General features: G+C 75.1%; 1 pseudogene. It reads left to right on the forward strand.

From position 1 onward, the window contains the following. Nucleotides 1–136: 136 nt before the first annotated feature. Nucleotides 137–477: pseudogene (locus J0695_RS40540) on the forward strand (serine/threonine protein kinase); the annotation flags it as partial.

Raw genomic sequence — 477 nt, forward strand, 5'->3', positions numbered from 1 at the left:
AGTGCAGACACCGGCATCCAGCGGCCAGGACCCGAGGGTCCCATGGCCGCCGCAACCCGCAGCCCCGAAACCCTCAGCCCCCCAACCCTCAGCCGCTCAGCCGAAGACCGCAGCCCCCGACGCGGGGCAGACACCGGTGCCCCCGTACCCCCAGCGGCCCACCGTCACCCGGCCGCCCACCGCTGTCCCGCAGCCGGATGGCCAGCGCCGCCCGGATCAGCTCCAGGGCCGCATCGGCCCCTACGAGATCTTCCAGCTCCTCGGTGAGGGCGGCATGGGCCGGGTCTTCCTGGCCAGGTCTCCGGGGTCGCGCCTGGTCGCCCTGAAGGTCATCCGGCCCGAGTACGCCGAGGCGCCCGACTTCCGCGGGCGCTTCCGGCGCGAGGCCGACGCCGCCCGCAGGGTGAGCGGCTTCTTCACCCCGCCCGTGCTCGACGCGGACGCGGAGGCCGAACAGCCCTGGCTGGCCACGGCGTA

Source organism: Streptomyces beijiangensis (assembly GCF_017315755.1).
GTDB classification, from domain to species: domain Bacteria; phylum Actinomycetota; class Actinomycetes; order Streptomycetales; family Streptomycetaceae; genus Streptomyces; species Streptomyces beijiangensis.